21 protein-coding genes and 1 tRNA gene are annotated in these 23,537 nt (G+C 64.7%); 12 read left to right on the top strand and 10 right to left on the bottom strand.

Translation table 11 applies throughout. The features are described from left to right. Positions 1 to 494 precede the first annotated feature (494 nt). The 5 genes from ACOEQ1_RS12355 (at position 495) to ACOEQ1_RS12335 (ending at position 9,521) form a co-directional block, all read left to right on the top strand. On the top strand, positions 495 to 1,679 hold the full coding sequence (locus tag ACOEQ1_RS12355; protein WP_419759555.1) for an ABC transporter ATP-binding protein: 1,185 nt from the start codon (positions 495 to 497) through the stop codon (positions 1,677 to 1,679). 1 nt (position 1,680) lies between these two features. Then, positions 1,681 to 2,910, top strand: a complete 1,230-nt coding sequence (locus ACOEQ1_RS12350; protein ID WP_419759554.1) for an extracellular solute-binding protein — start codon at positions 1,681 to 1,683, stop codon at positions 2,908 to 2,910. A 15-nt stretch (positions 2,911 to 2,925) separates the two neighbouring features. Further along, the gene (locus tag ACOEQ1_RS12345; RefSeq protein ID WP_419759553.1) at positions 2,926 to 3,786 is read left to right on the top strand and encodes an ABC transporter permease; all 861 of its coding nucleotides are present in this window, start codon (positions 2,926 to 2,928) and stop codon (positions 3,784 to 3,786) included. Beyond that, on the top strand, positions 3,783 to 4,619 hold the full coding sequence (locus ACOEQ1_RS12340; RefSeq protein ID WP_419759552.1) for an ABC transporter permease: 837 nt from the start codon (positions 3,783 to 3,785) through the stop codon (positions 4,617 to 4,619). The genes ACOEQ1_RS12345 and ACOEQ1_RS12340 overlap by 4 nt, the downstream gene beginning before the upstream one ends. A gap of 180 nt (positions 4,620 to 4,799) precedes the next feature. Next, positions 4,800 to 9,521: a hypothetical protein gene (locus ACOEQ1_RS12335; protein WP_419759551.1), complete on the top strand. Its 4,722-nt coding sequence runs from the start codon at positions 4,800 to 4,802 to the stop codon at positions 9,519 to 9,521. A gap of 330 nt (positions 9,522 to 9,851) precedes the next feature. On the opposite strand, the gene ACOEQ1_RS12330 is transcribed toward ACOEQ1_RS12335, so the two are convergent. Further along, entirely contained in the window at positions 9,852 to 10,124 is a 273-nt protein-coding gene (locus ACOEQ1_RS12330) for a hypothetical protein (RefSeq protein ID WP_419759550.1), read from the bottom strand. On the opposite strand from ACOEQ1_RS12330, the gene ACOEQ1_RS12325 reads away from it, so the two are divergent. From ACOEQ1_RS12325 to ACOEQ1_RS12315, 3 genes are all read left to right on the top strand, one after another. Next, on the top strand, positions 10,114 to 10,788 hold the full coding sequence (locus ACOEQ1_RS12325) for a hypothetical protein (RefSeq protein ID WP_419759549.1): 675 nt from the start codon (positions 10,114 to 10,116) through the stop codon (positions 10,786 to 10,788). The genes ACOEQ1_RS12330 and ACOEQ1_RS12325 overlap by 11 nt on opposite strands. Positions 10,789 to 10,859: 71 nt before the next feature. Beyond that, complete coding sequence (locus ACOEQ1_RS12320) at positions 10,860 to 11,939, top strand: glycosyltransferase (RefSeq protein ID WP_419759548.1); 1,080 nt, start codon at positions 10,860 to 10,862, stop codon at positions 11,937 to 11,939. Positions 11,940 to 12,191: 252 nt separating this feature from the next. Further along, a complete protein-coding gene (locus ACOEQ1_RS12315; RefSeq protein WP_419759547.1) occupies positions 12,192 to 12,362 on the top strand; it encodes a hypothetical protein in 171 nt (56 codons plus the stop codon). Positions 12,363 to 12,493: 131 nt separating this feature from the next. Here the strand turns inward: ACOEQ1_RS12315 and ACOEQ1_RS12310 are convergent, their stop codons facing one another. Beyond that, on the bottom strand, positions 12,494 to 13,366 hold the full coding sequence (locus ACOEQ1_RS12310) for an oxygenase MpaB family protein (protein ID WP_419759546.1): 873 nt from the start codon (positions 13,364 to 13,366) through the stop codon (positions 12,494 to 12,496). A 130-nt stretch (positions 13,367 to 13,496) separates the two neighbouring features. Between ACOEQ1_RS12310 and ACOEQ1_RS12305 the strand changes: the two genes are divergently transcribed. Both ACOEQ1_RS12305 and ACOEQ1_RS12300 read left to right on the top strand, forming a co-directional pair. After that, positions 13,497 to 15,218 carry an ABC transporter ATP-binding protein gene (locus tag ACOEQ1_RS12305; RefSeq protein WP_419759545.1) on the top strand — a complete coding sequence of 574 codons (1,722 nt, stop codon included), beginning with the start codon at positions 13,497 to 13,499 and terminating at the stop codon, positions 15,216 to 15,218. A gap of 168 nt (positions 15,219 to 15,386) precedes the next feature. After that, a complete protein-coding gene (locus ACOEQ1_RS12300) occupies positions 15,387 to 15,647 on the top strand; it encodes a hypothetical protein (protein WP_419759544.1) in 261 nt (86 codons plus the stop codon). A 119-nt stretch (positions 15,648 to 15,766) separates the two neighbouring features. Here ACOEQ1_RS12300 and ACOEQ1_RS12295 read toward each other — a convergent pair whose 3' ends face one another. The 4 genes from ACOEQ1_RS12295 to ACOEQ1_RS12280 all read right to left on the bottom strand — a co-directional run bounded on the left by ACOEQ1_RS12295 (position 15,767) and on the right by ACOEQ1_RS12280 (position 19,144). After that, entirely contained in the window at positions 15,767 to 16,096 is a 330-nt protein-coding gene (locus tag ACOEQ1_RS12295; RefSeq protein WP_419759543.1) for a hypothetical protein, read from the bottom strand. Between the two features lie 458 nt (positions 16,097 to 16,554). Further along, positions 16,555 to 16,779 (bottom strand): hypothetical protein, encoded by a 225-nt coding sequence (locus tag ACOEQ1_RS12290; RefSeq protein ID WP_419759542.1) that lies wholly within the window; start codon positions 16,777 to 16,779, stop codon positions 16,555 to 16,557. 31 nt (positions 16,780 to 16,810) lie between these two features. After that, entirely contained in the window at positions 16,811 to 18,199 is a 1,389-nt protein-coding gene (locus tag ACOEQ1_RS12285) for an amidase (RefSeq protein ID WP_419759541.1), read from the bottom strand. A gap of 81 nt (positions 18,200 to 18,280) precedes the next feature. Then, the gene (locus ACOEQ1_RS12280) at positions 18,281 to 19,144 is read right to left on the bottom strand and encodes a dienelactone hydrolase family protein (protein WP_419759540.1); all 864 of its coding nucleotides are present in this window, start codon (positions 19,142 to 19,144) and stop codon (positions 18,281 to 18,283) included. Positions 19,145 to 19,313: 169 nt separating this feature from the next. On the opposite strand from ACOEQ1_RS12280, the gene ACOEQ1_RS12275 reads away from it, so the two are divergent. Further along, positions 19,314 to 19,481 (top strand): hypothetical protein, encoded by a 168-nt coding sequence (locus ACOEQ1_RS12275; RefSeq protein WP_419759539.1) that lies wholly within the window; start codon positions 19,314 to 19,316, stop codon positions 19,479 to 19,481. A gap of 59 nt (positions 19,482 to 19,540) precedes the next feature. Next, on the top strand, positions 19,541 to 19,954 hold the full coding sequence (locus ACOEQ1_RS12270; protein WP_419759538.1) for an NUDIX hydrolase: 414 nt from the start codon (positions 19,541 to 19,543) through the stop codon (positions 19,952 to 19,954). A 109-nt stretch (positions 19,955 to 20,063) separates the two neighbouring features. Here ACOEQ1_RS12270 and ACOEQ1_RS12265 read toward each other — a convergent pair whose 3' ends face one another. The 4 genes from ACOEQ1_RS12265 to mnmA all read right to left on the bottom strand — a co-directional run bounded on the left by ACOEQ1_RS12265 (position 20,064) and on the right by mnmA (position 23,523). Continuing rightward, on the bottom strand, positions 20,064 to 21,212 hold the full coding sequence (locus ACOEQ1_RS12265; RefSeq protein ID WP_419759537.1) for an acyltransferase family protein: 1,149 nt from the start codon (positions 21,210 to 21,212) through the stop codon (positions 20,064 to 20,066). 182 nt (positions 21,213 to 21,394) lie between these two features. Then, positions 21,395 to 21,469, bottom strand: a tRNA-Met gene (locus tag ACOEQ1_RS12260). 83 nt (positions 21,470 to 21,552) lie between these two features. Next, positions 21,553 to 22,398 (bottom strand): phosphodiesterase, encoded by an 846-nt coding sequence (locus ACOEQ1_RS12255; protein ID WP_419759536.1) that lies wholly within the window; start codon positions 22,396 to 22,398, stop codon positions 21,553 to 21,555. Between the two features lie 33 nt (positions 22,399 to 22,431). Further along, a complete protein-coding gene (gene mnmA, locus ACOEQ1_RS12250) occupies positions 22,432 to 23,523 on the bottom strand; it encodes a tRNA 2-thiouridine(34) synthase MnmA (RefSeq protein ID WP_419759535.1) in 1,092 nt (363 codons plus the stop codon). Between the last annotated feature and the right edge of the window lie 14 nt (positions 23,524 to 23,537).

Here is a 23,537-nt window from a genome sequence, read left to right as displayed (position 1 = left end):
TGCCTGCCTGAGGCCCGAACCCTCAGCATGCCATGGTTCGGCAGGCATCGCATGGCTTAATCCTCTTTCAGAGCCTCTCCATCGCTCAAGTCCGTTTGATGGACTGTCATCATGACCGGGTCCGGCTCGTGCACGCGTGACAGCTTGCAAGCACATGCCGGCGATACGCGAAGTCACGCCGGGTGCACGATATCGCTTCTCGTTCGAGGATGCGCCGCGTGGCGACGACATGTTTAAGCACAAGACAAATGGCTGCGTGCGATCGGCCCGAAAGTCCCCGTAGGGGTTAAACGCGTCCCACCGATTTCTGCCTTCAATGCGTAATTATTCAACAAGTTAAGATCAGACGATTAAAAATTGTGCAACTTTGGTTTTTGCCGAAGTTTCCGGTCTTTCTTTGCGGGTTGTCGCGCCCTTGAATTGCATGTCTAATTCCTTGGAAACCTGAGGAAGGAGACGGTGGTGGGCGCCGTCACCGCCACCGCCAAAAGGGCATGCCGACACTGGAACGAACCCGCGCTTTGCCTGCTGGCAGCGGTCGGATCGCCACTTCTTCTGGGGTGGACACACGCGAACGCCAGGACGTGCGGCTGGAGAACGTCGTAAAGGCGTTCGGAAACCACGTCGCCGTGGACAACATCTCGCTGACTATCCAAAGCGGCGAATTCTTCAGCCTGCTCGGCCCATCGGGCTGCGGCAAGTCCACCACACTGGCGATGATCGGCGGGTTCGACGAACCGAGTTCGGGCGCCATCTATCTCGGCGGCACAGACGTGAGCCACTTGCCTCCCTACCGCCGCGACGTGAACACGGTGTTCCAGTCATATGCGTTGTTTCCGCATCTTTCGGTTGCAGAGAACGTAGCCTTCGGTCTGCGCCGCAAGGGTGTCCCGAAGCCGGAAATCACCAACCGCGTGCGCGACATGCTCGCGCTTGTCGACCTGGAGAAATTCGTAAATCGAAAACCGGGGCAACTCTCCGGCGGTCAGCAGCAGCGCGTCGCCCTTGCCCGGGCGCTCGTGAACCGGCCCAAACTGCTGCTGCTGGACGAACCCCTAGGGGCGCTGGACATGAAGCTGCGAAAGCAGATGCAACTGGAATTGAAACGCATACAGGCCGAAATCGGTATCACCTTCCTGTTCGTGACCCATGACCAGGAGGAGGCGATGGTCCTGTCGGACCGGCTGGCGGTCATGGCAGGGGGCCGGATCGAGCAAGTTGGACCGCCGGCTGACGTATACGACAATCCGCGCAGCGAGTTCGTCGCAGCGTTCCTCGGTGTATCCAACCTCATTCCCGGCCACATCACCTCCCGCGGAACCGATACGACCTGGCTGCAACTCGCGGACGGGACCGCCATCAAGGTCGAGAGCACAAAACTCAGAGGGCCGGCGTCGGAGGTGAAGGTGGGCGTGCGTCCCGAGAAATTCCACATTTTGGACGAGAGCGCGAAACCCGGTCCCGAATGGAACGTCATAGAGGGCAAGGTCGGGGAGGCTGTCTATCTGGGGGTCAGCCATCAATACGCAGTCGAGAGCCGCACCGGACAATCGCTGACGGTCTACGTGCAGAATCTTGGCAAGCCCATGCTGAGCCCGGGCGAGTTTGTGCGGCTCGCCTGGTACCCCGAACATACCTTCGTCATCGAACCATCTCCCGAAGCAGCCACAGGAGCATGATATGAGCAAAACGTCCAAGCCAGACGAGAAATCGATAGCCTTCTTACGGGGACTGACCGAACCTCGTATTTCGCGCGGGGACTTCATGCGCGGGGCCGCCGCGACCCTGGCGGCTATGATCCTCGGTGGACCGGGAGGGGCGGATGCCGCAACCGTCACTGATTGGGATGCGTGGTGGGCCGCGCAGAAGCCAACCGACAAATTCGTCTTCGCGAACTGGCCGCTCTACATCGACGTGACGAGCACCGGATCGGATCATCCTTCGCTCGACGCCTTCACCAAGGAGACCGGCATCAAGGTCACCTACAAGGAGGTGATCCAGAACAACGCGCCATTCTATGCGCAGATCGCGCCGGTGCTCAAAGCTCATCAGGCGACCGGCTACGACATGATCGTGATGACGAATCACTGGGAGCTGACCGAGCTGATCCTGCAGAAGTGGCTGGTTCCAATCTGGAAGGAGAAGGTGCCCAACTTCGCCAAATACGCCAGTTCAAGCGTCGTCAGCCCGGCCTATGATCCTGGCAACAAATACACGATGACCTGGCAATCCGGCCTCACCGGCATCGCATACAATCCCAAGCTCACCAAACGCGAGATCACCTCACTGGACGATCTCTGGGACCCAGCCTTCGCTGGCCATGTCGGCATGATGAACGACAACACCGAGCTTGGGAGTGCCGCTCTACTTAAACTAGGCATCAAGCCCGTATCATCCACGCCCGCTGACTGGCAATCCGCCGCGGCAATCCTGCGTGATCAGAAGGAAAAAGGTTTGGTCAGGCAATACTATGACCAAAGCTACATAAATGCCCTGGAAAACGGCGATTTGTGGATAACCCAGGCTTGGTCGGGCGACATCTATCAAGCAAACGAGAAAGGCTTCAAGGATCTCAAATTTGTCGTGCCGAAGGAAGGCGTGATGATCTGGCACGATAACATGTGCATCCCGATCGGAGCCACGAATGCGCTCTCTGCGCTGGCCTGGATGAACTACTACTACACCCCGAAGACCGCGGGCATCATCGAGGACTACGTCAACTACATCTGCCCGGTCCCGGACGCGAAGGCCTACATCGCCGACGTCATCAAGGATGCGGCAGTCGCCGACAGCCCGCTCGTTTTCCCGTCGGCTGCCGTGCTCGACAAGGCGCACGATTTTTACGCCTTCAAAAGCTATGCTGAATTTCAAAGGTGGAACGGCATTTTCAACCCGATCATACAGGCCTGACGGGAAGAACCGGCCATGCGGCGTCTGAGCAGACAATTCGCACCCTATCTGCTCAGCTTGCCAAGCTGGGCCTATCTGGCGGTTTTTTTCGCGATCCCACTGTGCTCGATGCTGGGCCTGGCGTTGGCCACCGGGAACCCGCTGGACGGCTATGTCGCGTCGGACAACTTCAGCGAATTCGCCATCGGCTTCTCGCAGTACCATGCCGAGTTCGAGCGCTCGTTCCTCTACGGCGCGATCTCCACCGTCATCACCCTGGCCATCGCCTACCCGGTCGCCTACTGGATCGCGTTTCATGGGGGGCGCAACAAATCCACCTACCTATTGTTGCTGATCCTCCCGTTCTTTGTGACGTTCGTGATTCGCGTGCTGGCTTGGGAGTTTATCCTATCCGACGAGGGTTTCGTCCTCGGCCCGCTGAAAAGTCTCGGGCTTATACCACAGTCCGCGCACATCCTCTCGACGCGGTGGGCTGTCATCGGCGGATTGGTCTACAACAGCCTGGCCTACTACGTGATGCCGCTTTACGTGGCGCTCGAGAAGATCGATCGGCGCGTAGTGCGTGCTGCGGGAGACCTGTTCGCGACGCCAACGGTCACCTTTATCCGCGTCATCATCCCGCTTTCTGCACCGGGAATCTTCGCCGGGTTTTTGCTGGTGTTCGTCACCAACGTGGGCGACTTCGTCAATGCCGACATTCTCGGTGGCACGGGCACCTACATGATCGGCAACGTGATCCAGGACAGTTTTTTCGTCAACCAGGACTACCCGCTGGCTGCTTCTTTGTCGTCGATGCTGATGTTCCTGCTGATGGTCGCGATCTTTCTCTACGCCCGCGTCTTCGGCACCGACACCATCCAGGACTACGCGGCATGAGCGCCACTGTCACCAGAGTGATGACGCGCCGCCCGAAGCCCGAACTCGGGCGGCGTCTGCTTGGTTTTTATACCGGCCTCGTCATAATTTACACGATGGTCCCCATCGCGGTGATGATCGTGTTCAGCTTCAACCTCGCGCCGAATGGGCATGTCGCACTGAAATGGCTCGGCTTCACGCTGGATGCCTACCGACACGCCTTCGGCATTGAAGACCTTACCGGCGCACTGATCAATTCGCTCGTGGTCGGTGTAGGCAGCGCGTGCATCTCGATCATTCTCGGGACGCCGCTGGCGCTGGCGCTGACCCGATACAACTTCCGCGCCAAGACCACGACCGACATCGTCATCTTCGCCGACATCGCGGCTCCAGCCGTCGTCGTCGGCGCATCGTTGCTATCGCTGTTCCTCGAACTCAACATCCCGCGCGGGCTGATCACGATCCTCATCGCCCACGTCGCCTTCAACGTGGCTTTCGCCGTCGTGGTCATCCGCGCCCGAATGACCGGCCTCGACCGCTCACTCGATCGCGCCGCGGCGGACCTTGGCGCGACGCCCTGGGTGGCATTCTGGACCGTGACGATGCCCCTCATCCTGCCCGGCATCGTCGGCGCCGGGCTGCTGGGGTTCGCGATGTCCATTGATGATCTCATCATCACGAACTTCGTCGCCGGGCAGACCCTCACCTTCCCACTCTGGGTCTACGGCGCGACCAAGATCGGCACGCCGCCGCAGGTCTTCGTACTCAGCACATTCATCTTTGCCGCCGGCGTCGCCCTCGCGGTCATCAACAGCCTCATCAACCGCCGGCTGGAGCGGCGGAACAGAGGTTGAAGACGACAAGGAAGCTGGCGGACTGACAATCCGCTCGCTGAGAGATCGCGCCGTCCAACTTGCCCTCTTTGTTAGGAAGTTTCTGTTACAGCGCGAACGAGATTGGCGGTCGCGTCACTGTTGAGACGACTGAAGCCCGGCGATCTGCCTGCATATCATCTTCCGGGGCACCTGACAGTCATGCCAATTATCTCCAGCGTCCTGACTGTCTACAGCACGACCTCGACAGGTTTGACGATATCGAGCGGCGGCGTCGTGACTGTTGTCGGGGGCGGCATCACGAGCGGCACGGTCATCAGCTCTGGCGGCACCGACGTGATCAGCTCCGGCGGGAAAGATTACACCGGCACCGTCAGCAGCGGCGGCAGGATGGTCGTTTCATCCGGCGGCACGAGCTTGTACGACATCATTAGCAGCGGCGGCGTTGCTACGGTTCTCAGAAGCGGCACGATGAGCGGCACAGCGGTGCGCTCTGGCGGCACGGAAATCGTTTCTTCCGCCGGCAAAGACTACAGCGCCGCCGTCAGCGGCGGCGGCAGCCTGATCGTCTCCTCCGCGGGCACGAGTTTGAATGACACCGTCGCCAGTGGCGGGATCGCGATTGTCGTCAAGGGCGGCACGATAAGCGCCACGGTGGTGAGTTCCGGCGGCACGGTCACGCTTTCGTCCGGCGGCGCGGATCATAGCGCCACCATCAGCAGTGGAGGCACCGAGATCCTCTCCTCTGGCGGCACGGGCTACAACGACGCGATCAGCGGCGGGGGCACCGTGATCGCCTTGTCCGGAGGGGAGGCCTACGCTGCCACCGTTCGCCAGGGCGCGACCCTGATCGTCTCCTCCCACGGCACGGAGGACGACGCCGCTGTCACCTCAGGCGGGATCGAGATCATCTCGTCCGGCGGCTATGGAGTCGGGGGCTTTAGTTACAGCGGTGGCACGACGATCGTCCTCTCCGGGGGCACCAGCGACGATAACCTCAGCAGCGGCGGGACGCTGATTGTTTCATCGGGTGGCACGAGCACGGTCATCTGGATCAGCGGCGGCACCGAGATCGTTTCTGCCGGTGGCATAGAAGCGGACGATTTGCTCAGCACCGGCGGGGTGGAAATCATCGCGGGTAACGCGAACTCCACCACCGTGAGCTCCGGCGGCAAGCAGGAGATAGTTGCAGGGGGCGTGGCGAGCGGCACGCTGTTGAGTGCTTTCGGCATAGCCATCGTCTCTTCCGGCGGCCTCCTGAGCGGCGCGACCCTCAGCGGCGTCGCCCAGCCTGCCTCCGGCGGCAGCGACATCGTTCTATCCGGCGGCGTCGCCAGCGGCACGGTCGTGCGCGGCGGCAGCGAAATCGTCTCTTCCGGCGGCACAGCGACCGGGACGATCGTCTATTCCGGGGGTTCGCAGTTCGACTTCCTGGGCGGGCTCACGATCGGCACGGTCTTGAGCGCCGGCTCGGAATATGTCTCCGGCGGCACGGGTATCAGCACCACGCTGCTCTCCGGCAGCTACCTCGATGTTGCATCCGGCGCCGTGGTGAGCGGCACCGCCGTGAGTTCCGGCGGCTTCGAGCTGGTCTTCTCGGGCGGAATCACGAGGGCCACGGTGGTGAATGCCGGCGGCTCCGAGGTCCTTGGCGGCCTGGTTATCGGCACGACGGTCGATGCCGGGGGCGGCGAATACAATTATTCCGGCGTCACCAGCGGGACGGTCGTGAACGCGAGCGGCGCCGAATTCGTCTATTCCGCCGGCACGGCCATGAGCACGGTCGTGAGCGCCGGCGGCGCCGAATTCGTCTACTCCGCCGGCACGGCCGTGAGCACGGTCGTGAGCGCCGGCGGCACCGAAATTATCTCTTCCGGCGGCACGGCCAGCGGCACGATCGTCGCCAGCGGCGCCACCGAAATCGCCTCGTCTGGCGGCGGGGTATTTGTCGGCGCCCAGGTTTTGAGCGGCGGCACCGAACTCGTCTCCTCCGGCGGCACGGCAGGCCGCACCACTGTCAGCGCCGGCGGCTTCGAGGTCGCCTCTTCCGGCGGCACCGCTTTCGGCACAACGATTGGCTCCAGCGGGGCCATCGTACTCTTCGGGGGCGCCACCGTGAGCGGGCTCCTCTTCTCCGGCGGCACCGAGATACTCGTCTCGGGTGCAAGTTCCGGCGGTTTGGTCCTCACCGCCACGGGGCTGGGCAATCTCGTCCTTGGCCCCGGGGGTGCTGCGAGCGGCACGATGACCGGGGGCGGCACGATCGAACTTGTCTCGGGCGGCACCGCCACGGGCAGCATCCTGAGCGGCATTGCAACCGGTTCTCTCGCCCTGCAGATCGTCTCGGCGGGCGGCGTCACGACCAACACCGTCATCGGCAGTTTCGGCGCGCAGACGGTTCTCTCGGGCGGCACGGCGAGTGCGACGCTGGTTTCGGGCAGCTCCGGGGGCAAGGGCCTGCTGACGGTCTCCTCCGGCGGCACTGCGACCGGCACGACCGTCACCGCGCTGGGGATCGATGCCGTCTGCTCGGGCGGCACGAGCATCGGCGCGAGGGTGGCGAGCGGCGGAACCGAGGCCGTGGCTTACGGCGGCACGGCGGTGGGCGCGGTCATCAGCCTCGGCGGCTTCATGCTCGTGTCGTCCGGCGCCACGGCCATCAGCACGACGCTGTTGAGCGGCGGCAGCCTGATCGTCGCCGCAGGCGGCACGGCGCTCGACAACATCTTCGCGAGCGGCGGCACGCAGATCGTCCTCTCGGGTGCGGTGGCCACGTCCAGCACCGTCTCCAGCGGCGGTTCGCAGGTGGTGTCCGGCGGCGGGATCATCAGCGGCACGACAGTCTCGAGCGGCGGCATCGCTCTGATCGGTTCCGGTGGAACCAGTGTTAGCGCCACGGTGAGTTCCGGCGGCCTCACGGTGGTGTCTTCGGCCGGTGTCGCCAGCGGCACGATCCTGTCGAGCGGCGGCATCGTCCTCGCACTGCCCGGCGGCGATGCCGGGAATGATGCGGTGGGGAGCGGCGGCACACTCATTGTCATTCCCGGGAGTGTCGTTTCCGGCACAGTGAGCGGCACCGGCGGCGAGGTCGTGTCGACCGGCGTCGTCTACTACCAGCCGGATCCGGCCGTGAGCGTGACCTCGGCCACCGTGGCGGCGTCCGGGTTTGTTTTATCAAACGGCGACGCGCTGTTCGTGTTGTCCGGCGGAACGGCCGTGGCGACCTCCGCCTTGAGCGGAGGGACGGTGTTCGTCTTCTCCACGGGGATCGCGAGTCATGCCGTAATCAGCAGCGGCGGCAGTCTGGTCGTGTCCGCCGGCGGCGTCGCAAGCGCAACCACGGTCGCGGGCGGCGGGACGGCCATGGTGTTCTCTGGCGGCGCGACGGTCGCGGACAGGCTCGGCAGCGGGGGGGCGGAGACGGTCCTTGCCGGCGGCACGGCGAGCGGAGCAGTCGTCAGCAACGGCGGTGCCCTCATCGTCACATCGCACGGCCTGACAGTGGGCGCGACGGAGTACGGGGCGGAGATCGTGTCGTCGGGTGGCGCTGCCAGCGGGTCCTATGTCGGCAGCGGAGGCACCATCACCGTATCGGCAGGCGGGACCGCGGTCAGCACCACGATTGCGGGGTCCGGCGTTTTCGATCTGCTAAGCGCCAGTGTGGCCTCGGGCGGCATCCTGTTCGCAGGAAGTGCCGCAACGCTTCTGGTCAGCGGCGCAGATGGCGGCGTCGTGGGCAGCGCCGGCGTCGTGGCGACGGTTCCCATAAGCAATTTTGCGATCGGAGACATCATCGATCTTGCCGGGTTGGCGGCGAGCAGCGTGACCTCGGTTACCTACGCCGGGTCGGGCGGTCTGCTGTCCGTCGCCTATGTCGGCGATGGGGGGCAGGCGCAGACGCTCGATCTGGCCGGAAGTTTCACGGGCAAGGCCTTCGCGTTTGCCGCCGACGGACAGTCCGGCACCGACATCACCGTGACGAATGTTGTGCAGTCCTACGATGCGGTGACGATCACGGGCGACTTTGCAGGGTCGGGCACGCTCTATGTCGTCTATGATCCGGAAGGTTTCCCCCCAAACGGGACACCGGGGGGCACCGAGACGGTGCTGGGCTCGGGCGAAATATCAAGCTTCGTGCTGTCGGGTGCGGATTTCAGCTTCAGCACGACCCTGCCGTCGGGTGGCAGCTACTCGTCGGCAACGATCGAGGTCACATCGAATAATCTGACGTTCGTTCAGGGTTCGGTAACGGACACTGCGATCGGAGCCACGGGTGCCACCGGCGCTACTGGAGCAACAGGCTCTACCGGCAGCACAGGTGTCACGGGAGCGACAGGCCCCACCGGTGGTACGGGTGCCACGGGAGCGACAGGCCCCACCGGCAGTACGGGTGCCACCGGCGCCACGGGAGGGACAGGCTCCACCGGCAGTACGGGTGCCACCGGCGCCACGGGAGCGACAGGCCCCACCGGCAGTACGGGTGCCACCGGCGCCACGGGAGGGACAGGCTCCACCGGCAGTACGGGTGCCACCGGCGCCACGGGAGCGACAGGCCCCACCGGCGGTACGGGTGCCACCGGCGCCACGGGATCTACAGGGTCCACCGGCAGCACGGGTCGCTACCGGCGCCACGGGCGCGACAGGCTCCACCGGCTGGTACGGGTGACACCGGTGCCACGGGAGCGACAGGCTCCACCGGCGGCACGGGTGCCACCGGTGCCACAGGAGCCACAGGCAGCACGGGCGCGCGGCTACGGGTGCCACAGGGTCCACCGGCAGCACGGGCGCTACCGGCGCCACGGGTGCTACGGGCGCCACCGGCAGCACGGGTGCCACAGGAGCCACGGGTGCCACAGGGTCCAGCGGCAGCGCGGGTGTCACCGGCGCCACGGGCGCGACAGGGTCCACCGGCTCCACGGGTGACACCGGGTCCACCGGAGCTACAGGGTCCACCGGCAGCACGGGCGCCATCGGGTCCACCGGAGCTACAGGGTCCACCGGCAGCACGGGCGCCACGGGATCTACAGGGTCCACCGGCAGCACGGGCGCGACAGGCTCCACGGGCGCCACCGGAGCCACGGGCGCGACAGGCGCTACCGGCTCCACGGGTGACACCGGATCCACCGGTGATACGGGTGCCACGGGCGGCGCTACCGGCTCCACGGGCGCCACGGGCGCGACCACGGGCGCGACAGGCTCCACGGGCTGACACCGGGTCCACCGGCAGCACCGGCGCCACGGGCGCGACAGGCGCTACCGGCTCCACGGGTCCACCGGGTCCACCGGCAGCACCGGCGCCACGGGCGCGACAGGCGCTACCGGCTCCACGGGTTCCACCGGGTCCACCGGCAGCACAGGGTCGGCAAGCCCGCTTCCCGGCCAATCGACGGAGGCAAGCGGTGCGCCCGCCGTTTTCAGTGCCTTCTTCAACGCCAGCACGGCCTTCACAGTCGTGACGGAAAGCGGTGTGTCCACCGCCGCCGGACCAGTTGTCTTGGCCTCCGCGAATTCTTCTGTGGCGCTCACTGCGGCTTCCGCCGTCGTCGACACGACTGCCGGCGCCAACACGATCACGACCACCGCGCCGAGCGTCATCTTTGCTGGACCAGACGACACGGTCTCCGCCGCCGCGGGATCGACGACCCTGTTCGGCGCCAGCTCGGGCGTGACACGATTCAGCGTCAGCGGGGCCGACAGCTCGATCACCGGCGGGGCTGGTGGCATCACCGGCATCGTTTCGGGTATGAACAGCACACTCGTTGGCGGCACGGGCACCAGCATCTATTCGGTGACTGGCGCCAACAATCTTGCGATCGCCGGCCCATCCGGGATCACCGGTATCGACGCGTCCGCAAGCAAGGGCCCCGAGACCATTGCAACGAATCCGCTGGGCGATACCGGCACCCTGGTGGCGATCCTCGGAAGTGGAGCGGACAGTGTGCTCGGCGGCTCCGGCGTGTCGACAATCACCGCTGGCACGGGCGGCGACGTTTTCGCCTTCATCAAGGGCCACGCTGGCGGGCTCGAGGAGATCATCGGCTTCGACGCTTCGGACAACCTGGCCTTCGCTGGCTATGACTATACTCTGGCCGACCTACCCCTCGAAACAGTGGGAGGCCTGGGCGACGTCATTACCCTTTCCGACGGAACCACAATCCTGCTTGCCGGTGTCGAGCATCGGATCTTCTAATCTGGCTGGTGATCGCCGGCCGAACGAAGCGGTGCGAGATGAACCAGTCAGGCCAGACAGTTTGCCTTTGCATGATCGTTAAGAACGAGGCGGAGGTGATCCGCCGCTGCCTCGACTCCGTGCTCGGCTTAATCGACACTTGGCTGGTCCTGGATACAGGCTCCACCGATGAAACGCAGGAGGTCATCCGCGACCATTTGCATGCCATCCCCGGCGTCTTGCAAAGCAAACCGTGGCGCGACTTCGGCCATAATCGTTCCCAGGCCCTGCTTTTGGCTCGCGGAATGGCTGATTACACACTCATAATGGATGCTGACGATAGTCTGGAGATCGAGGCCGGATTCAAGATGCCCGACCTATCGGCCTCGGCCTATAGTCTAGACATCATCAATGGCGGGACGCGCTTCAGTCGTCCCCAGCTGATCAGCAACGCCTTGCCCTGGCGGTATGAGGGCGTTCTGCACGAATATCTGACGTGTTCGGACCCGCATGACCACGCGCACCTTGCCGGCCTCCGCATCCGACAGAACCATGACGGCGCGCGGCGGAAGGACCCGGACACCTATCGGCGCGATGCGCTCGTTCTGGAGGACGCGCTCCGTCTAGCGACAGATCCCTTTCTGATCTCGCGTTATCGCTTCTACCTCGCCCAGAGCTATCGTGATGCTGGTGACCCGGCGAAGGCATTGGAGAACTACCGCCTGCGCGCCGAGTTGGGATTCTGGCCTGAAGAGGTCTTCATCAGCCTGTATCAGGCGGCGCAGCTGATGGAGACATTGCAGCATTCGCAGCGTGCGGTGATCGATACGTATCTGCGGGCGACAACGGCCTTCCCCAGCCGGGCGGAGGCCCTGCACGGCGCGAGCCGCTTCTGCCGTCTCAAAGGACGGCACGAAGAGGGTTTTCAGCTTGCCAAGCGCGGTCTCGCGATTTCCCGCCCAGCCGACGGGCTGTTCATGGAAGACTGGATTTACGCCTTCGGACTGCTCGATGAGCTGGCCGTCAACGGCTACTGGTCGGGCCATCACCACGAAAGCCTGCAGGCGTCGCTGAAATTGCTGTCGGACCCGGATTGTCCTCCGGAATATCGGGCCCGTTTCGCGGCAAATGCGTTCTGCTCGCTGGAAAAATTGCGACAAGCTACCGACTGATGGAGGTAAGAGTGGCGGTGACTTCGCGCGCCGCTGCTTAGATTTCGGCCTTCAACGTTCGACGAAGGAACTCCCGCGCCCGGCCACGTGCGGGATTGGTGAAGAACTGCTGAGGCGTCGTGTCCTCGATAACGCAGCCATGATCCATGAACAGGATGCGCGAGACGCCGTGAACCGAGTTCGCCGCCAGTGCGAATGAGCGCGTTGTATCAATTGATACCTTAACGCGACCGATGGTTTGAGGAGATCCGAATGCCAACCCATCTGGACCACCAGACGCCGGAACAACATCGTGCGCGCTCCGGGGCGCTGAAGACCCAGGCCCGGGCCAAATTCACCATGGCCGAGACGGCACCCGTTGCACCGCCCGTCGTCGAGGAAACGGCGATTGTGGCGCGAGAAACCATTCCCGGCGGTTGGTAATCGTCTTTGCACGTTGCCCGCGGTTCCCGGCCGCGAAGTCTGCGCGGGGCAGCGCGCTGCGGTGGTGAAGCTCGACCGTAGTCAGTGGCCTTAGCGCCGCGGCGGCGGACCCGCTCGGGTGTCTGGTCGGTCTACGAGAAGGCCCAGCGGAGGGTGCGGGCGACGCTCAGCGTTCCGGCGCGTACAAGTGGACGGGCCAGGGCCGGGTCCGGGAGCCCCTGTTGCCGCCGCGCCCAGGATGGCAGCAGATCGATGCCTGCCTGCATCGTTAGCGCCTGCAATGGCTCGACCATCCGGTTCTGGGCCGGCTGGTTCAATACCAGCCGGGCGACTTCCCGCGTCCGGTCGTCACATACGAGCTGCGGCCGCATCTCCAAGATCAATGCCTGTGCCTCGCGGCGGCTTCGCGGCACCGGGTTGGCGCCGAGCGGCTCGGCGATCCTGACCATTTCGGCGAAATAGCGATCCTGGTCGGTCACCCGCATGCGTGGTTCGGCGTAGCGGATCCAGGCATCGAGGAAGCTGGTGGTCTCAGTGACATGCACCCAGGCCAGCAGAGCCGGATCATTCGCGGCATAGGGAACGCCGTTGGGCAGCACGCCGCGGACGTGCTCGTGGATGCCGCGCACACGCGCCAGCAGGGCCTCGGCCTCCGGCCGGCCGCCATACGTGGTGACCGCAATGAAACGTGCCGTGCGCCTTAGCCTTCCATGCATGTCGGTGCGAAAGTTCGAGTGGTCCCACACCCCTGCCAGCACGGCTGGATGCAGCATCTGGAGCAGCAGGCTCGCGACCCCTCCCACCATCATCGAGGTCACGTCGCCATGAACGCGCCACGCAACCGAACGCGGGCCGAACAAACCGTCGGCCTGTCGGGTGACCGGTCGTTCGCCACGGGTGCGGTCGTTGAAGATAGCAGCCGTCCGGGCCGCGATCAGCCGCTTGATCGGCTGCGTCATTCCGTTGACCGACGCGCCGACGAGCGATGGAGATGGATTGGTCATCTAATGCAACAGGTCGGCAATGTCCCGGTCGCAAGCTAGAGGCCTGCCGATCACTTTCCGGACAGCCCCTCCTGAACGAGATGGGACGCCGCGCTTGCACTCTTCCTGGCGCCTGCTACAGGGCAAGGGAATGACCATCCTCCGCCGTTTCGCAAGCTACTACCGTCCGCATCGCAAGCTGTTCATCCTCGACTTCGGCTGTGCGGTGTTGTCGGGGCTGTTGGAACTTGCCTTTCCGCTTGCAGTCAGCACCTTCATCGACCGGTTGCTGCCCGGCCACGACTGGGGCCTCATCGCCGGCTATGCAGGGGGGCTGGTTGCCCTCTATCTGGTCAATACGGGCCTGATGGCGATCGTCACCTACTGGGGGCATGTGCTCGGGATCGCACTGGAAACGGAGATGCGCCGCCGCGCCTTCGATCACCTCCAGTCATTGTCTTTCTCCTTCTATGACGAGCAGAAGACCGGCCATCTCATCGCCCGCGTGACGCGCGACCTGGAGGATATCGGGGAAGTTGCCCATCACGGCCCCGAGGATCTCGTCATCGCCGTGATGACCTTCGTCGGCGCATTCGCGCTGATGTTTGTCATCAACGTCGATCTTGCCGTTCTGACGGTTCTTGTCGTGCCGCCGATCCTGCTGGTCGCGACCAGCTACGGCAATCGTCTGACGCATAATTTCCGGGCGATCTTTGCCGGTATCGGCGTCTTCAATGCGCGCGTCGAAGAGAATATCGGCGGGATGCGGGTGGTTCAGGCCTTTGCCAATGAGGCGCATGAGCGCCAGCTATTTGCCCGCGACAACCAATCCTATCAGCGTATCAAGCAGCAGGGCTACCGGCTCATGGCCGCGAGCACGGCGCTCACTTACCTGTCGATGCGGTCGACGCAGATGATCGTGATGGTGGCGGGCACGTGGTTCGTGCTTCACGGCGCGCTTACGCCCGGCGGCTTTGTCGGTTTCCTGCTGCTGGTCGGCGTCTTCTTCCGGCCCGTCGACAAGATCAGCGCGGTGCTGGAGACCTATCCTAAGGGCATCGCCGGCTTCCGCCGGTATTGCGACCTGATCGACACCAAGCCGACGTTGACCGAGCGCCCTGGCGCCCGTCCAGCCCCGCCGCTCGCCGGCGACATCGTCTATGAGGACGTGACTTTCGGCTACAGCTCCGAGCGCACCGTGCTGCGCGGCGTGAGCCTCCACATCAGGGCCGGTGAGACCGTGGCTTTCGTCGGCCCGTCCGGCGCCGGCAAGAGCACGCTCTGCGCGTTGTTGCCGCGCTTCTATGACGTGCATAGCGGCCGGATCATGATCGACGGCATCGACATCGCGAGCATGACGCTTACCTCCCTGCGGCAGCAGATCGGTGTTGTGCAGCAGGAGGTGTTCCTGTTTGGCGGAACGCTCCGCGAGAACATCGCCTACGGGCGCCTCGGCGCGAGTGAGGCTGACATCCTGGCGGCAGCCGAGCGCGCTCAATTGACGGGGATGATCGCCAATATGCCTGAGGGGCTCGACACGATCCTCGGCGAGCGCGGGGTGAAGCTTTCGGGTGGGCAGCGGCAGCGCGTCGCGATTGCCCGAATGTTTCTGAAGAATCCCCCGATCCTGATCCTGGACGAGGCGACCAGTGCCCTCGACAGCGAAACCGAGCGGGCCATCCAGCAATCGCTGTCGGAGTTGGCTGCCGGCCGCACCAGCCTCGTCATCGCCCATCGGCTCGCAACGATCCGCGATGCCGACCGGATCGTGGTGGTCGATCGGCATGGCGTGGTCGAGCAGGGGCGTCATGCGGAGCTTCTTGCGGCCGAGGGCGCCTACCGCCGCCTGCACGACGTGCAGTTCCGCGGATAGGGCTTTCCCGGCGCAGGTGGATGTCGGCTGCAGAACGGCGGCGCACCACGTATCGTGAAGCCCCTGATGTCTCGCATGGCCCGTCCGCATCCCCATCTGACGTTTGTCAAACAGCCGTCTTCAACTGCCAGCTAGCTAACCGCGTGTTCGGCTACTGGAGGATCCAACATGAGCGATCTTGAACTCGACGCGACGACAGCCCGGGCCTACGCTGAAGCCTTGCGGACCTCACTACACAACATGGCTGTGGCGACTAAACTTCACGGGCTGCCGCCAGACGCCGACGCCCTTCTTTCCGCCATCAATCACACCTTCGAGAGGGCAAATGCCGCCGCAGTTCAGGCAGGCGTGGCTCTACTCACCGAGAAGGAAAATGCCAAATTGGAGGATGAAGTCCACGTCGATGCGGCTGGGGATGATCGCGAATAGAAGGATTCTGCGTGTGGTGGCGGCTTGGGCGACCGCCCGCTTGACTTGCAACACCCGAAATTTTCGTACCCGCCGGCGCAAGACGCATCTTGGCCCGCACATCTGATGGGGGAAGGTGCCTAAGAATCGGCTCCGGCGCATTCCGTGACAGCATCGCGAGGGGCGAGGTCCTGCTTGAGGACAAACGATCCGCAACCTGGGCCCTCTATTTCGCCTGTTAAATTAGCAGGTTCGTGCACATCGCCGACAAGGCCTACGGCAACATAATCATCGGGTCTGAGGCGCCATGCGCCCGGCATAAGACTGACATGGCCGGAGTTGTTCTTGCTGCCGCTCATCTCGAAGCATCCGCTGGGCACTGTCGGGTTGCGCCGGTCAGCGTAAAATTCAAAGAGCGCATAAGCGTCACCGACCTTATCGACATTCATGACCAGCGTCAGATCGGTCACGCCCTGTGCACAGACATACTGACCCCGCCAGACCTCATAACCTGCGGCCAAGGCTGGCGTTCTGCAGCTCCCCAAGGCCAGTCCGAAGACGATTGTCAGCGCGGTCACTCGTGCAACGCGGCTGTCTGTCATCTCGGCTGACCAAGTTGTGTGCCTGCTCCGGATTGCTAGTCTTGCGAGCGACCGACCGAGTGGTTCGGCAACGGACGGCCGGCGCGATTACCGCGACGCGGCCCCTGGAGAGGTTCAGGAGCCAATGCGCCTTTTCGAAACGCCACGTTGAAGCTTTCCGTGTTGCGCGCAGCGCGCCATCCATCGTCAGCATGATCCATCGCCAGCGTCGCGCGAGGCGCACCCAGCCGTCTGTGGCTGCTTCATCCGCCCATCGCACGGCCCGGTCAGGCGTAGATGGGTGGGGCGTCGGCGGCCTCATGGCAGCCGCCGGCGCACCATGCGTATCAGCCGGGCGGCGGCGGCGGCCGGTAGCCCGGCGGCGGCAGGCGGTAGTGATGATGATGGTGATGATGGTGATGGTGACGGTGGTAATAGGGGGGCGGGGGCGGACGGTAGCCGGGGGGCGGGGGTGGACGGTATCCGGGCGGCGGGGGCACCTGGGCCAAGGCCGGCAAGCCGGCGCCAGTTCCAAGCGCGGCCAGAAGGGCCAGCGCAATTAAACGTCTCATCAAGTGATCTCCAGTCTGTTGAGGCGGATCATCAATCCAGCCTTGGCCATGGACGTTGCGGAGGCCGCATCGCCTCGAAGGCGGCTGCGACCCGGATAACGCCAAGATCGTCGAAGCGGCGTCCCGCGATTTGCAGCCCGATAGGCATCCCCGAGGACGAGTAACCGCAATTGATGGCAAGGGCCGGTTGCTCGCTCATGTTGAAGCCGACGCAGTAGCCGATGTGCTCGAACGGGCGGGACGGGTCGTTCAGGGGGCTCGCAAATTCCGCGGGGAACGAAACCACCGGCCATACCGGGGAGAGGACAAAGTCGAAGGGCGCGGTTGCCGCCTGCGTTGCCTCGCTGATCGCCGGGATCTGAGTGAAGCCGCGATAGACGTCCACGCCGGACAGGTCGCGCCCGCCCTCGATCCAATCCCGGATGTAGGGCAGGATCCGCTCATGCTGCGCCTCGGTCAGCCCGGACGTGTCTGCGGCAAAGCGTGTGCGCCAGAAACCGTCTAGCCCGTCGAGCATCGGTCGGGTCAGATACGGCCCGAGCGGCGCCACACGAGCCCCTGCTGTCTCGAACAGCCTTGCGGCGGCGGTGACCGCTTCCACGACCGCGGCCTCCGGTCGCGAGCCAATGCCCGTCTCGAGACAGAGCCCGAATGTCAGACCCCGCAGGTCGAGCGGCGACGCCGCCCAATCGATCGTGGTCGGTGGCAGGCTCATGTAGTCGCGTGCGTCCGGCAGGCTCAGCACCGACATGGCTAAGGCGAGGTCTTCGACCGTGCGGGTGATCGGGCCCACCGCGCGGCCCAGGAACGGCGGCGAAACCGGTATGCGGCCGAAGCTCGGCTTGAGGGCGACCGCTCCGCAAAGCGCTGCCGGCAGGCGGACGGAGCCGCCGATATCGGTGCCGATATTGATCGGCGCGTAGCCCGCGGCGGTCGCGGCTGCGGCCCCGGCGCTTGACCCGCCCGGATTGGCCGCAAGGTCCCAAGGGTTGCGCGCCAGACGGTGAAAGCTCGAAAGGCCCGAGGAGAGCATGCCGAAGTCCGGCATCGTCGTCTTGCACAGGATAACGGCGCCGCTTTCCCGCAGACGCGCGGCGGCGGGAGCGTCGGCTACCGCCGCCTTCGGATCGACGGCCGCTGTGCCCGCCGGCATCGGCACGCCTTTGGTGGCGATATTCTCCTTGATCGTCACGGGCACTCCGTCGAGCGGTCCTTGGGGCTTGCCCATGCGCCATCGTGTCTCGGAGGCCCGGGCCGCTTCCACCGCACCCTCCGCGTCGACGGCCCAGGTGGCGCAGAGGCGCTCGTCCCAGGCATCTATTCGGGCGAGGGAGGCGGCCGTCACCTCCACCGGTGAGAGGTTGCCCGCGCGAAAGGCGCGGATCATGGCGGAGGCGGTCAGGTCCGGAAGATCAGTCATAACCGGATAGCTAGTGGCGGAAGCCGCCGCTGTCTTCCCCCGAGGCCGATATTTGTCGCCGACGGGCGTACGCGCTCCGGATCAGGCTACGTCGTATTCCCGCAGCCAGGCGATGGCGCGCGCCCAGGCGGCCTGCGCATCCGCGGCATTGTAGCTCGGCCGGTAATCGGCATGAAAGCCGTGGCCGGCGTCGGGATAGTAGACGATCTCGACGGTTTTTCCTGCCACCTGCGCCTTTGCCTGCGCGGCATGGACATCCGCGGGTGCAATGCTTTGATCGCGGCCTCCGTAGAGCCCGAGCAGGGGGCATTTCAGCTGCCCCGCGAGGTCCAGAGGGGTCTGCGGCTGGATCGCGCTGGTGGGGCTGGCAACCGGACCATAGAAGGCGACGGCGGCCTTGAGCCGTGCATCCTTCTCCGCGAACAGCCAGACATCCCGGCCACCCCGGCAGAACCCGAGGGTCGCGACGCGGCTGCTGTCGCCGTGATGCGCCACAGCCCAATCGACGGTCGCCGAGAGATCCGCGAGCATCGTCGCGTCGGGCGCCTTCAGGATGACGTCGCGCATGATCTGGGCGGAGTCGGACATGGTCGACAGATCGGCGAGGCGCGCATAAAGCTCCGGCGCCACCGCGAGATAGCCGAGCTTCGCCAGCCGGCGGCAGACGTCCTTGATGTATTCGTGGACGCCGAAGATCTCCTCGATGACGATGACGACCGGCGGGTTGGCGACGCCTGCCGGCCGCGCGGCGTAAGCCGGCAGGTTGCCGTCGGCGACGGGGATCTGCACTTCTCCCACGCTCAGGCCGACACTGTCGGTGTGGATGGCCGCAGCCTCGGCGCGGGTGGTCGCCAGGGTGAAGCCGGTCATCAGACTGGTCATCACGAAGCCGCGCCGGCCAAGCTGCGGGCGCTCGAGGTGCGGCGATCGGTCGGCGCTTGGCATGGCAATCTCCTCGGTGTCCATCGCCTGATCGTCATGGCGTGTGCGGACCGTCGATGCTGTCGTCTCCGCGCCGATGTGCCATGGTGTGGTGCCGGTGAGGGCTCACGTTCAGGAGAACGGGAGCCAATACGGCATGACGACCCCGCTTGGTCCGCAGCGAGCCGACGCCATGAGTGAAAACGAACCCTCCGGCGGCCGCCGCGGCGCGCTGATGGCGCTGGCTTTGCTGGTGGTTCTCGCCGTGTTAGGCCTTTGGGTCAGCGGCGCGCTTCAAAGGACGAGCGCGGTGCAGGATTGTGCGATGCAAGGCCGCTCGAACTGCAGCTCGTCCCCGTAGGGGCTGCAAGAGGAGCCTGAGTGCTCCTTGATAACGCCTAGGAGGACCGGATAACGGGGATGCCCAAGACTTTGAAGCAGTTGGCCGCGCTCCCGGTCGCGACGATTGACGGCCGCACGCAGGTGCTGCTCATCACATCACGCGAGACCCGTCGCTGGATCATCCCGAAGGGACACCCCGAGAAGAATCGGGAGGCAAGCGCGCTCGCAAGTCAGGAGGCGTTCGAGGAGGCAGGTGTCTCAGGCAACATCCAGCCGGAGCCGATCGGCTGTTACCCGTCTTCGAAACGATTGCCGTCGGGCAAGTGTCTGCCGTGCAAGGTCACGGTCTTCCGGCTCGACGTGACGCGCCACCTCGAGGATTGGAAGGAGAAGGGCGAGCGGGAGCGGCGCTGGCTGCCGTTGGCTGAGGCCGCCGCGCTGGCTGAAGATGGCGGCCTCGGCGAGTTCCTGGCGCAACTGGACCTCCCGTAGCCTTTGCTCGAGCATTCTCACGCTCCGGCGATCGATAGCCGTGACCGGTGCAATCGCGCGACTGCCTTCGGGCGCTCGCTAATCGGATCATGTCCCCGTTGAACGGCAGCTAGCCCTGCTTGTTGCCGGGCGCCAGTATGGCGGGAGGTGCCTCCATAGGCTCGTCGCTCAGCGTCGCCTCCGGAAGTGCCGCTATATGCACACCGCCGCGCGACGGCAAAAGCATTGCCAGGATTGGCATTTCGACAAAGCGATAGACGATGACGGCAAAGACTAGCGAAGCGATCAGCGCGCAGGGAATGAAGCCGGTTGCCCCCACGCTCCGACCCATCGGCAAGTGCAGTCTTTCCCATATGACGGCGGCTGCCGATATCGCCACGGAATGGGTCAGATAGAGCGAGTATGACGCGTCCCCGAACAGCAGCAGGATGCGACTTGGCCTACGCGCCAGAACAGGCTCCATCACCAGGCTGCCGGCAACGATGAGGATCGCCGGGATGCCCAGGACGAGGACGCGGCGAACACCTTCCTCCACGATCAGCCGGTAATTGAAGACGATCAGGACGAGCCCGATCGTCACCACGATCACCCCGATGCCGAATGGCGCCCGCTGTAGATTGAGCATCATTGCAGCGAGGATCGCGCCGGCCGCAAACTCGAGCAGCAGCGAACTGGTGTAAGTCTCCAGGAGGGCGCTACCGGCTGGGACCAGCGAACCAAGGATCGCAAAGGCGCACAGCGCTACGACGACGGTGACGAGCCGGGTCGTCCGGTCGGCAATCAGAAGCGTGACACTGAAAATCGCGTAGAAGAAGATTTCAATCTGAAGTGTCCATCCAGGCACGAGGATGGGCCAGACCTGTCCGACAAAGACGTGATGAAAATGAGGCACCAGCAGATAACTGCAAATCAAGGTGTCCACGGTGATGTCTCTGTTTTGCAGACGATCGGGCAGGATGAGCCTGATTACAATCCACAAGGTGAGAGCGATCCACCACATGGGATAGACCCTGTAGATGCGGCGCTTGAGGAACTTTACCAAGCCGCCGCGGTGGTTCGTCGAGGTCCACATGATGAAGCCGCTGATGACAAAGAAAATATCGACCCCGGAAAGACCGATATTCCGGCCGCCGCTCCAATCTTCCGCCACCCGGTTCGAGAAGATGTGATAGTACACGACTATGAAGGCCGCAAACGCGCGCAGATATTGAATCGATACGAGCGTGGATAGTCCGCGCCCGCGCGAAATCCCTATCATGTCGATGCTCGCTTGTTGAGGTTCACTCGCAGGAAATAGCCAGCGGACGAGTCATCGCTACAAGAAGATCCAACGTCGCTGGCGCAACCAAGTAGAGGATCGTTTTCCCGCCACGATGGAACGACCGGGATGGAAAGCTCGCTTGGCCCGTGGCTGAGGAGTTATCGCTGGATACGCAAATCTGGTAGCGGCGGACGGATTTGAACCGCCGACCAAGGGATTATGATTCCCCTGCTCTACCGCTGAGCTACGCCGCCAAACCAGAACAACCGCCGCAGGTGACCCCGGCGCGGTGGGTGCGGATAGCGCCCGCCCCGCCTGCCGTCAACCCGGCTTGCGGTCAGGCCTTACCACCTCTAGCGGGGTAACCAGGGTAGTCGTCATCGACCAGGAAAGGGTAGGGGCCTGGGAAGCGCTCCACGAAGGCCGTATGCGTCGCGATCCCGCTCTCCGGCAGGTGCAGGTGCAGGTGATAGGCGGGCGGCTCCAGGACCAGCTGATCAGGCCGCCCGCCCAGCAGGTTCAGCTCCGTCTGATGCACGACGGCGGGTGCCACGATGACGATCGCGTGGCCCAGCCGCCCGACGATCGACCGGTGGTGATGCCCGGTCAGGATGCGCTCCACCTGAGGGTGCCGCTCCAGCAGCGCCCCCAGCGCCGTGGTGTTGCGGAGGAAAATCCCATCCATCCCCGCCGCACCCGTCAGCATCGGTGGGTGATGCAGCACCAGCATCGTCGGCTTGTGCGGATCGGCGCCCAGCGTCTCGTCCAGGAACGCCAGCCGGCGGTCGCACAGCAACCCGTGGCCGGCCTCCGGGACCACCGAGTCCAGCATCACCAGACGGACCGGGTAATCGTCCACCGCATACTGGACGAAGTCGGGATGTTTTGTCACCCCGGGCATGTGGCCGAGCCCGGCCCGGAAATGCTCCCGCCGGTCATGGTTGCCGGGCACCACGAACACCGGCATCGTCAGGTGGCGGCGGAACAGCTCAGCCGCCATCCTGTACTCCTCGGGGCGGCCGCATTCGGTCACGTCGCCGGAAACCACCACCACATCCGGGCGCGGGTTGAGCGCGGCGACAGCCGCGAGCGCGCGCTCTACCAGCATGTTGGTCTCGACGACGCGGGCGGCGGGAATGCCGCGTGGCCGCACATGCAGGTCCGATAGCTGGGCGATGAGCATGAGGCTGGGCTCCTTGGGCGGGAAGACGGAGGCCTAGCTCCCGACGGCCAGAAACTCCACCGGCCGTTCGATGAAACCGCCGCCGATCACCCGCTCCCCCTGGTAGAACACGCAGGCCTGACCGGGCGCTGGCAATGCGGCCTCATCCAGCAGAACCTCTGCGCCGTCTCCGCCTACAGGCCGCACCACAGCGCCCGCCGGCTCCGCCCGCGCACGCAGCTTGACCGACACCCGCAGCCCGGAGACGGGCGCCGCCGTCAGCCAATTCACTTCACGCAGCCGCACGACGCGCTCGCCCGCACCGCGCGGGCCGATCACCACCCGCCGGCGCGCCGGGTCCAGCCGTGTCACCACAGGCGCGGCCTTGCCCTCCGCACGCGGCAGCCCGAGCCGCTTGGCCTGGCCGACCGTATAGTGCGCGACGCCCTCGTGGCGGCCGACCACCCGGCCCTCGGCGTCGACGATCTCGCCCGGCGCCATCGCCTCCGGACGGAGCTTCCGCACGATGTCGGTGTAGCTGCCGGCGGGCACGAAGCAGATGTCCTGACTGTCGGGCTTCACCGCGACGGCGAGCCCCAGCCGCGCGGCTTCGGCGCGAACGGCGGCCTTGTCCGGCATGTCGCCCAGGGGAAAGCGGCTGTAGGCGAGTTGCTCGCGCGTCGTCGCGAACAGGAACCAGCTCTGGTCACGCGCCGCGTCGGCCGCCTTGTGCAGTTCAGGGCCATCCGTCCCCTCGACCCGGCGCACGTAATGGCCGGTGGCCATCGCCTCGGCGCCGAGGTCGCGCGCCATGTCGATGAGGTCGCCGAACTTCAGGCTCTGGTTGCATCGCACGCAGGGAACCGGCGTCTCTCCCGCCGCGTAGCCGGCAGCGAAATCCTCCATCACCGCCGCCCTGAAGCGGGCTTCGGCGTCGATCACGTAATGGGCGATGCCGAGGCTGTCGGCGACGCGGCGGGCGTCATGGATGTCCTCGCCGGCGCAGCAGGCGCCACGCCTCTTGGCGGCGGCGCCGTGGTCGTAGAGCTGGAGGGTCACGCCGATGACCTCATGCCCCTGTTCGGACAGAAGACCGGCGACGACCGAGCTATCCACACCGCCGGACATGGCCACGACGACCCGCATCACGAAATCCCTCG

This window comes from Acidisoma sp., assembly GCF_965199065.1.
Taxonomy (GTDB): Bacteria; Pseudomonadota; Alphaproteobacteria; order Acetobacterales; family Acetobacteraceae; genus Acidisoma.
This window is presented reverse-complemented; position numbering and strand designations above follow the sequence as displayed.